General features: G+C 36.9%; 12 protein-coding genes. 5 read left to right on the forward strand and 7 right to left on the reverse strand.

The features are described 5' to 3' along the window. Positions 1-557 precede the first annotated feature (557 nt). The 4 genes from AAOP42_RS23795 to AAOP42_RS15020 all read left to right on the forward strand — a co-directional run bounded on the left by AAOP42_RS23795 (position 558) and on the right by AAOP42_RS15020 (position 2,286). Positions 558-755 carry a type II toxin-antitoxin system HicA family toxin gene (locus AAOP42_RS23795; protein ID WP_502947665.1) on the forward strand — a complete coding sequence of 66 codons (198 nt, stop codon included), beginning with the start codon at positions 558-560 and terminating at the stop codon, positions 753-755. Then, the gene (locus AAOP42_RS15010) at positions 752-1,144 is read left to right on the forward strand and encodes a hypothetical protein (RefSeq protein ID WP_349529359.1); all 393 of its coding nucleotides are present in this window, start codon (positions 752-754) and stop codon (positions 1,142-1,144) included. Before AAOP42_RS23795 ends, AAOP42_RS15010 begins: the two co-directional genes overlap by 4 nt. 147 nt (positions 1,145-1,291) lie before the next feature. Beyond that, complete coding sequence (locus AAOP42_RS15015) at positions 1,292-1,639, forward strand: hypothetical protein (protein ID WP_349529360.1); 348 nt, start codon at positions 1,292-1,294, stop codon at positions 1,637-1,639. Between the two features lie 209 nt (positions 1,640-1,848). Then, a complete protein-coding gene (locus tag AAOP42_RS15020) occupies positions 1,849-2,286 on the forward strand; it encodes an OsmC family protein (RefSeq protein ID WP_349529361.1) in 438 nt (145 codons plus the stop codon). 53 nt (positions 2,287-2,339) lie between these two features. Here the strand turns inward: AAOP42_RS15020 and dnaN are convergent, their stop codons facing one another. The 3 genes from dnaN to AAOP42_RS15035 all read right to left on the reverse strand — a co-directional run bounded on the left by dnaN (position 2,340) and on the right by AAOP42_RS15035 (position 5,075). Beyond that, a complete protein-coding gene (gene dnaN, locus AAOP42_RS15025) occupies positions 2,340-3,467 on the reverse strand; it encodes a DNA polymerase III subunit beta (protein ID WP_349529362.1) in 1,128 nt (375 codons plus the stop codon). 150 nt (positions 3,468-3,617) lie between these two features. Continuing rightward, positions 3,618-4,547, reverse strand: coding sequence for a DUF4340 domain-containing protein (locus AAOP42_RS15030; protein WP_349529363.1), 930 nt, complete (start codon positions 4,545-4,547; stop codon positions 3,618-3,620). 108 nt (positions 4,548-4,655) lie between these two features. Beyond that, complete coding sequence (locus AAOP42_RS15035; RefSeq protein ID WP_349529364.1) at positions 4,656-5,075, reverse strand: hypothetical protein; 420 nt, start codon at positions 5,073-5,075, stop codon at positions 4,656-4,658. Positions 5,076-5,158: 83 nt separating this feature from the next. On the opposite strand from AAOP42_RS15035, the gene AAOP42_RS15040 reads away from it, so the two are divergent. Beyond that, positions 5,159-5,608, forward strand: a complete 450-nt coding sequence (locus AAOP42_RS15040; protein ID WP_349529365.1) for a 3-oxoacyl-ACP synthase — start codon at positions 5,159-5,161, stop codon at positions 5,606-5,608. A gap of 29 nt (positions 5,609-5,637) precedes the next feature. On the opposite strand, the gene AAOP42_RS15045 is transcribed toward AAOP42_RS15040, so the two are convergent. The 4 genes from AAOP42_RS15045 to AAOP42_RS15060 all read right to left on the reverse strand — a co-directional run. Further along, the gene (locus AAOP42_RS15045; protein WP_349529366.1) at positions 5,638-7,938 is read right to left on the reverse strand and encodes an acyl-CoA dehydrogenase family protein; all 2,301 of its coding nucleotides are present in this window, start codon (positions 7,936-7,938) and stop codon (positions 5,638-5,640) included. A gap of 169 nt (positions 7,939-8,107) precedes the next feature. Continuing rightward, positions 8,108-8,485 (reverse strand): DUF4890 domain-containing protein, encoded by a 378-nt coding sequence (locus AAOP42_RS15050; RefSeq protein WP_349529367.1) that lies wholly within the window; start codon positions 8,483-8,485, stop codon positions 8,108-8,110. 40 nt (positions 8,486-8,525) lie between these two features. Then, complete coding sequence (locus AAOP42_RS15055; RefSeq protein ID WP_349529368.1) at positions 8,526-9,278, reverse strand: hypothetical protein; 753 nt, start codon at positions 9,276-9,278, stop codon at positions 8,526-8,528. A gap of 83 nt (positions 9,279-9,361) precedes the next feature. Continuing rightward, on the reverse strand, positions 9,362-9,616 hold a 255-nt coding region (locus tag AAOP42_RS15060; protein ID WP_349527252.1), incomplete at its 5' end, for a transposase.

A 9,616-nucleotide genomic window follows, 5' to 3' on the forward strand; every position in this document is an offset into this window, starting at 1 on the left:
AATTATTCCATAGAAAAAGTGATGCTTAGCAACAACAAAAACCAATGAATATTTTGGGACATTGTTAATGTTAAACCATTTTTTGTTTGATTTATTTTGACATAATTCACCTTAATTTATAAGTAAAAGTTCGGTGGGCAAATTTCAAAAAAACACACAACTAAAACAGTTATTTACAAAATAATGTGTAATCATGGTATGAATAAGCGTCCATTCCATTTGGTTCATATACGAACCTACTATACGGTTACCAATTCGGTTGCCTATATTCCTATAAAGTTATAACTGATTGATTATCAAACGAGTAAAATGAGAGTTCAAGTCCCTCCTCCTCTGCAATAAAGCCCCCATAATTAATTTTATTGGGGGTTTTTACTTTTGTAGGGCTACAGATTTAAAACGGAATAAACAAATAGCCAAATATCAGAGTTGGCTTTCAATCCTCTTCTTTTGTTACTGTTGGTATAATCGTAGAAAAAAAGGCAGGGTTTGTTTCCCTAGTAAATCAATTCTCAAAACCGTTCGTATTAAGTAATAAATATATTACTTTTGAATCTGTGAAATACAATGATCTTTTCAAATTATTAAAAAAAGACGGGTGGTATAAGGTAAGGCAAAAAGGTAGTCATGTAATTATGCAACACCCTGCAAAGCCAACACAATTGACCGTACCTAATCATTCAGGAAAAGAAGTGAAAAAGGGACTGCTGTCTGCCTTACTTAAACAGGCAGGCATTAAAACGAACAAAAGATGAAAAAACCAAAGGTTAAAATAACAGTAACAAAAGAAGATACTGGATACAGCGCAACCGCTTTGATTGGTGATAACTTTATAGCAACCGAATCAGAAACATTTGATGAGCTTAAAGAAATGGTGCTTGAGGCTGTCAACCTTTCTTTTGAGGAAAAGGGTTTGGTTTACACCTTAGAGGACATTCAATTTGAATACGACCTTGAAAGCTTCTTTGACTTTTACAAGGTAATCAACGCAAAGGCACTTTCCGAACGTATAGGGATGAATCAAAGCCTTTTATCTCAATATATCAAAGGAATTAAGAAGCCTTCTGCTCTCCAAACAAAACGAATTCTTCAAGGTGTTCAGCAAATAGGAAGGGAACTATCGGAAGTTCGTTTTTTGCTTTAGGATTTAATCTAAAAAAAATACTCTGAGCTCTGTCTGGGGTAAGTTATTTTTTTATAGGGTAGTCTCATTTGTAAAACTCCAACATAAATCGTTCTTCTCCCGGATTTTATTTATTATATTTATTGATGGAAACTAAAAAATAATATTATGTATAAACTAATGATTAAAGGTTTGATCCTGACGTGTTGCGTATTACTTTCATTTTCAAGCTTTGCTCAGGAAGGTACCTGGACTGGTGAAGTGGTGGATTTGGATTGCTATGTGGGCAATGGTTCAAAAGGAGCCGACCATGCACAATGTGCAAAATCGTGTATTTCAAGCGGTAAGCCTATGGGGTTGCTAACGGAAAAAGGTGATGTAATGCTTTTGGTAGCAGGTGCCAAAACCGAAGCATTAACCAATTTGGCTGGAGAAAAAGCTGAAGTAAAAGGTAAAAAATCTACACGTGGAGGAATAACCATGATAGTGGTTTCTGATGCTAAAAAGTCTGGCTGAGTTTGAATTCTGAAGCTTTGAATTGCAAACAACCTCCAAATTTACTTATTGAAATTTGGAGGTTGTTTGGTTTTAGAGAAGTCTGGTTTGTTCTGTTTTTAAATAGGATTGCACAAAAAGTAAGGCTATAAAAGGATGGTATAAATTTTCATCCTTTGATGTTATTTATTTTATAACTAATATTAATTACAAACTATAATTATACAGGGATGAGCACACCAAAACAAGTACATGTAAAGGTTGGACACAATGGCTATACTACAGAGATCACAGCCGGAAATCACAGTTTGCTGGCAGACGAACCTAAAGAGGTTGGAGGAAATGATCTTGGGCCAAATCCTTATGCGTTGCTGTTGTCAAGCCTGGGGGCTTGCACCGCAATTACAATTAAAATGTATGCCAATAGAAAGGAATGGAAGTTGGATGAAGTACTGGTAGGATTGAGTCATTCGAAAGAATACACTAAGGATTGTGACGATTGTGAACAAAGCAATGCTAAAATTGACTTTATTGAAAGGGAAATAGAACTGATAGGTGATTTGGATGATACACAAAAGGCACGTCTGATGGATATCGCAAATAAATGCCCGGTACACAAAACTTTGCACAGCAAGATAGAGGTAGAGACAACATTAGTTAGCACATAAAAAAAGCGAAAAGAACCAACCTTTCGCTTTCTAAATTTTTTAGAAAAAGACCTTTATACAGTGTAGTTGCTTAGCATTACCGGCATCACCAACATCAAAAGGTCTTCGTTTTCATCTTGCTCTACCGGTACAATCAAACCAGCCTTATTAGCTTCAGAAAATTTCATTGTTACTTCTTTGGAATGAATGTTTGCCAGCAATTCGATAAGGAATTTGCCATTAAATCCGATTTCGATATCTTCTCCGTCATGATCGCAAGACAGTCTTTCGTTTGCTTCATTTGAGAAGTCAAGGTCTTCAGAAGAAATAACCAATTCACTTCCGGTAATCTTCAGTCTTACCTGATGGGTGGTTTTGTTGGCATAGATTGCAATCCTTTTCAGGGAACCCAACAACTCAACTCTATTGATATTCATATTGTTTTCATTGCCAACAGGGATCACATTTTCATAATCAGGATAGCGTTCATCAATTAACCGGCAAACCATGAAGATATTTCCGAATTTGAAAAATGCATTGGAAACATTGAATTCTACGTTCACATTGGTGTTTTCAGATGGTAGTGTTGACCTCAACAGCGTAAGGGCTTTTCGAGGTACTATCATGGAGTTGTCACTCTCAGAGGCTATATCCACTCTTCTGTAACGGATCAATCTGTGACCATCGGTAGCTACAAAAGTGGTGTTGGTGTCTGTCAGGTTCATATAAACCCCTGTCATGGCTGGTCTCAATTCATCATTGCTGGTAGCAAGGATGGTATTGGTAATGGCATTCGCCAATACATCTGAAGAGATGTTGATAGAATTGCCGTCCGATACGGTAGGTACTTTAGGAAAGTCTGTAGCATTTTCTCCTGATAATTTATAACGCCCGTTATCAGAATTGATTTCTATGCTATAGGTATCTTCATCGATGCTAAATGTAACAGGTTGTTCAGGAAGATTGTTCAGTGTCTCCATCAATATTTTTGACGGTACAGCAATACTACCATTTTCCTTTGCTTCCACTTCCAATTCTGTTACCATAGAAGTTTGTAAATCGGATGCTGTGACAGTTAACGTTCCATTATTGATTTCGAACAAAAAGTTTTCCAATATAGGAACCACAGGATTGGTGGTAATCACCCCGTTGATGGCTGCCAGTTCTTTTTTAAGATAAGATGAAGAAACTATAAATTTCATTCTGCCGAATTGTTTTAAGTAAAATTAAAAGATGAAAGACCGATTTCAAGCGGGTTGACGACCGAGTCTCAGGGTAACGATAGCGAGGATCAATTGTAATCCCGGAATATCATTGCGCAAAATAATCATGTTTTACTGAAAAGACAATGACTATTTGGATATGAATTGGTCTTTTTCAGATAAAATGTTTGACATCCTTTTCGAGTCTATCACCATCATTTCTTCTTTTCGACCCACTACCAAATAAAAGTTTTGACCTTTTAAAAGAGGAAAGATTCTGAGATTTGCATCTTTGGTCAGGTCAATATCATGAATTGTGAGTTTGGCAATGGGGGTTGTTTGGCATAAACTATCGTATTTTGGATATTTCCCTTTTTCCAGATAATCATTGATTTGAAAATACTCGTATTGACTCATGTATGTCATGAGTGCCGTGGTGTCGAGTTTGTTTACTCCTTCGACGGCAAGGAATTTGTTGTCGAAATAAATTTTGAGTTTTTCATTTTCATCCATATAGTCTATTTCCAAAGATTTGAGAGATCGCCAGGTGCTGGAGAACAGTAATCTATCTCGCCATTGATTTTCTGTCAGCTCGAAAATACCGGATATATAGTTGTTGTAGCCCGGTATTTCTACAAAGTAAGCCTTATCATCTTTCATGTAAAAGGCATCTTTTTTGGAAGCATTGCCTCCTGCCACAAATTCCCATTGTGAACCATCATCATATTTTAAAGAGACTTTGCGGCCCTGCTCTTTCAAATTTCTCACAATTTCATCATGATTCAGTTTAGCAACAGGTCGTTTTACTTTCACCTGAGACAAGATGGATTGCATAATATGAATCATATTGGGATCAGCCAGATATTGATCGTTTAGTGTCCATCCATTCGTAGTTTTAGTCAGTTCGTTGGTGTAATTCCGGCCAGTAATTGTAACGGATGTGATGGCAGATGTATCGTTTACAGCAAACATGTTTACATCAAAAGACCTGTGGTTTTCTCTTTTACCTGTAAGTGCAATAATCACTGAAACAACAATCAGTGCTACTAAAATGATGGTAAGTTTTGTGTTTTTTTTCATTTAGGGTTGTACCTGTCTGATTGTAAAAGCTGCTGTTTTTTTTGTACAAAAAGGCAAATGTAATATTTTCTTTTACCATAAATTTATATTGAAAGTTTATTCATATTCCTATTTTGAAGTTCTCCGTTTTTTTGCCTTGTCAATTTTATGATTGATGTCTGCTTTTGTTCCCATAGATGTAGCTATCGAGAATTTTCCTTTCACATTTTCAAATCCTGACGTGTCATGGTCGGGATAGTTGTAGAAGTAATTTACCTGTAGGGTGTTCAATACTTCTTTCCATTCCAGTCTCTCAAAATTGGTATAGGAATGCATGTTGTTTTCAAGACCGCTTTTTAATTCTTCAGTGTTAGTCGGCCACCTTCCATCATGAGTAAATTTGAAGGTTATAAGGTCTCTCTGAAGCTTCACGATATCCTGATTATTAATAGGAATCATGGCACTTTCCGTTCGGGCAGGTTTAGAGGGTTTACATCCGTATATTAAGATCAGAAGTGTGAAAACAAGAAAAGCGATTTTGTTATTCATAAAGTTAATTTTTACGTATATGGTGTATTCAGCAACAATTTAACCAATTTTGTTTTTTACAAAAATCTTTATTCCAACTGGTTATGTCTATCAAATTGAAAGTGTACGAAAAGTGTGTGGAACTGGTCGATCAAAAAGTGTTGATGGCTCAAAAAGCTATGAAAGATGCCCAGGAATCGGCCAATTCTGAAGAAAAAAGTACTGCTGGTGATAAATATAACACGGCTCGTGCTATGAGTCAGATTGAACGGGATATGCATGCAAAGCAATTCACAGAGGCATTGCATTTAAAGCAAATATTGGAAGGGATTACGATTTCCAAACCGTCAAAAAAAATTCAAGTGGGTTCATTGGTTCTTACATCTATTGGTAAATTTTTCATGTCTATCGCATTGGGAAAACTGAACATAGATGGTGAAGATATTTTTATAATATCTCCAATATCTCCTTTGGGTCAGTTGATGTTGGATAAAAAAGCTGGTAAGAAGGTAAAACTCAATGGCAAGGAGATAGAATTGCTTGAAGTTTTATAGATTAAAACTTCAAGCAAAGCCATAAGTGTCTATGCTATTGCAATAGGAGCGCTGATGCATTCATCAGGAATGTCAAAGGCATCCACCAATGCAACAGCATCTTTTCTCAAGTCAAGACAAAGATCATTCACCATTCTGCGAATGGCCTTGGTTTTTACACCTTCCATGTAATCGTGTTCCAGATACCATCCCTTATTTTTTTCTATAGTAGATAAAGCGTACAATTGGCAAACTTTTTTCAAAATAGGCTTCAGTCTGTCAGGAGTGGTTTTTATGCTATTTTGGAATTCCTGCAAAACAACTCTTTCAATATATGCATGCCCAACATTTATCATGTGGTATTGGCAAAGGTTAAATGCATCAAAGGAATCTACTCCCTGATCAAGGTGATGTTTTAGTCTGTTGGCAGCAGAAGTCAGAATACTTTTTTCCCGATATTGAAAAGCCTCAAGGTGAAATTCAGAATCCAGAAGGTGTTCTGGATCGGTTTTTCTTATGACGATGGGGTTTTTACTCAATATACTTGTGCCTGCTATTTCAGCTACATATTTCACAATGCCGAAAATATTGATGTCGTGGAATTCCTGTTTAAACTCTGTTAACCTGCCTTTGGCTACCAACTGCATTAATACGGTATTATCACCTTCAAAGGTGGTGAAAATATCCGTGTCGGCTTTTAGAGCAGCAAAACGGTTTTCTGCCAGGTATCCTTTTCCTCCGCATGCTTCCCGACAGGTTTGTAATGTTTCTGTGGTGTTCCAGGTGCTGTATGCTTTTAATCCTGCAGCAAGCGATTCTATTTCTCTTGAGTCTGCTTCAGATTTATTCACATACCTGTCGGTAAGGTATTGCAAAGCAAAATGAAGGGCATAGGCATTAGCCAGTAAAGGCATCAACCTTCTTTGATGTGTTCTGTAGTTGAGTATGGGAATCTCCAGCTTACCTGATGGACCAAATTGTTTTCTCGAATTCCCGTAACGAATGGCAATGGTTAGACCGGATTTAGCAGCACTCAATCCGGCTCTGGGAATTCCTATTCTCCCACCTACAAGAGTGGCCAGCATTGTGAAAAATCTTTTGTTGTCGCTGGAAATAGAGCTTTGGAAATTTCCATTTTCATCCACCGAAGCAAACCTGTCCAGCATATTTTCTTTAGGAATACTCACATGATCGTATTTTATTTTACCATTGTCCACTCCGTTAAGTCCAAGTTTTGCTCCACAGTCTTCTATTTCAATACCGGACAATAAATTCCCTTGCTTGTCTCTAAGAGGAACAAGAAAGGCGGCTACTCCATAGTGGACATCATCAATGATAAGCTGAGCAAATGTAGTTGCCATTTGACCATGCAGAGCAGCATTTCCTATGTATTCTTTTTGTGCCTGATCTGTAGGGGTATTGATGATGAAGGTATCATTTTCTTTGTTGTAGGTAGCAGTTGTTTCTATTCCCTGTACATTCGATCCATGCCCGGTTTCAGTCATGGCAAAGCATCCCGGAAGTTTGAGGGTTCCGATATCTCGCAGGTATTTTTTGTGGTGTTTTTCTGTGCCCAATAAGTAAACCGACATACCAAACAATCCGAATTGAACTCCAAATTTTATTACCATACTCAGATCATGATAACTTAAGACTTCCATGGCGGTAAAATATTTCATCATATCGCCTTCTCCTCCGTAAGCTTCAGGGTATGCCAGGCTACCGATTTTATTGGAGGCAAGAGTTTTACACCATTCCAGTACTTTTTGCCTATACTCCGGTAGGGTAGGGTTTCCCAGGTATTTAAACTCCGGTCGTGTTATGATGGATTTGATTCTGGAAATGGTTTCAGCCTGAGTGCCATCCAGATATGTGGTCAATTGTTTTACATCAAACAGAGATGCTTCAACAAATTTTTCACTGTCGGTTATTGAAGATTCAAATATGTCAGGAATCATTCGGTGGTGCTCACTGCCTAAAATCCCCAAAGCCAATTCTATTTCTTCCAGTGCCTGAAGGTTTTTCTCAAGGGTTTCGTCGGTTTCATGGATACCAACAGTTGCCATATTGGCTGCAAGTTTAATGAGAGATTCCTTTGATTCCCGAGGCAGGTTTTTAGCACTACTTTGAATAAGCAACAACCAACCCTTGATTTCACTTGGGCTGGGAGGATTGATAGGGTTCAGCCATTCAGCGAGTTGGATCTGTTCATCTTCTGTCAGCCAACTTTGCTTTTGAATTATTTTGTTTATTTCATCGAGCTCAGCCCGGTTGAGAATGGCATCAGCCCATGCTATGTATATGACAGGCAGAAAGCGAAGCAGGTTTGGAGTATATAATGAAGGGGTCATTTTGTGTTGTATTTTACTTGTACAGTGTACTAACGTTCCAATCTCCTAAATTATTAATTTTTAAATCTGTTTTACTAAGTTTCGTCCTATTTGATAAAGCAGATGTATAAAAAAAATCCCTGAACGTTTAGTATGTTCAGGGATTTTTTTGCGTTTTTAGTAAACTAATTTAATCAGCCTTTTTCTCTTTCATTATTTTTCGTAATTCATCTTTTTTGTTCAAATAAGAATCAAACTGATCTGTATTGAAAATTTCTTTTAGCTCCTTGTCTTTAGCTTTGCCATATTCCTTAATGGTTCGAAATTTTTCGACTTTACGACCAGAACTGTTTTTCAATTCTTCTCCTTTTTGTGCATATTTCAGGTTCACCTCATAGGCTTGGTCTTTTTGATCTGGAGTAAGCTCAAGTTCACTTTCCATCCATGAGGTTAATTTCTCACTTCGTTCTTCCGGAGTTTTTTCCATCCATTCTTTTGCCTGGGCATTGCTTGCCAGTGGTATAATGAAGAAGAATACCAGTAAGTATTTTGGTTTTAAGCTATTCATAATTATTGTAGTTTAAAGATACGTTTATTGTTTATAGAGACTAGCCTTGCACTATTTCTCCTGATTCAAGATTGATAATATAAGTTTCACCACTGATGGTAACCGATGCTTCGCTATTGCCCAGATATACAACTGTACTTGTAAACCCGAAACTACCCTTTCCTTCCAATTCCCCACTAATGTTGACAGTGGCTGTTCCACTTTCAATTTCATAGGTAGATTTGTTAATCATTAAATCTGTCAGGATAAATTCAAGATTGCTGTTGGTGGCATTTTGATTTCTCACTTTGGATTGAAAAGAGCCATCCCTGGTGTAAGAACCATTTAGTACATATTTGCTTTCAGACAACTCTAAACCTGAAAGCTTCCATGTGGCAGATCCGGTGTTCGAAGATGAAAATCTGGTTGATTCATAGTCTCCTTCATAACCTATTGTAAACCCGATGTAAGAAGGTGTGTTAAGATTGGTGCAAACTACTTCATAACTATAACTGAAGCTATAGTCATAAGTGATTAGTGCACCATCAATATTAGTTTTTACAAATGTGGAGTCTTTGGAAAAACCACAAGAGGTTGTCCTTCCTCCTGATTCGGTATCTTCTACATCTTTGGCTAAGACAGCTGAAGTAGTCATCGATGATGTAGCACCATAAGACTCATCAGCAAGTGAAGCAGCTACTATTTCTACGGCTTCTTCATTTGATATTACACTTGTTAGGTTCTCATCGTCCTTGCATGCGGCAAAATACAAGAGGCATGTAGAAAATAGAATTACATTTTTAATTGTTTTCATTTTTTTGTCTTTTTTTAAATTGATATTGCCTCTTTGATGTATTTTGTGTGTTATGGTTTAATTAAAACAACCCGTTGTGCTAATTAAGTGATAGCGACTTTTAAATTGTTTATTGGTCTGTTGAAATCAAATTTGTTGATAAACTGGATCAATGTCAATGCGGTGATTTTAGCCAAAATCCTGGTTTTAAATCCCAGGAAAGATTTAGCATAATTTCTTCGGATCATAAACTGATCACAAAGTTGAGAAAACAATGTTTCTAATCGTTTTCTGGTTTTTCTGAAAACCCATGCTTGCTTTTGATAGGTTTTTTGGTTGTTTCTTTTAGGAGTATCCAA

It is taken from the genome of Reichenbachiella sp. MALMAid0571 (assembly GCF_040151475.1).
GTDB lineage: Bacteria > Bacteroidota > Bacteroidia > Cytophagales > Cyclobacteriaceae > CAXBNB01.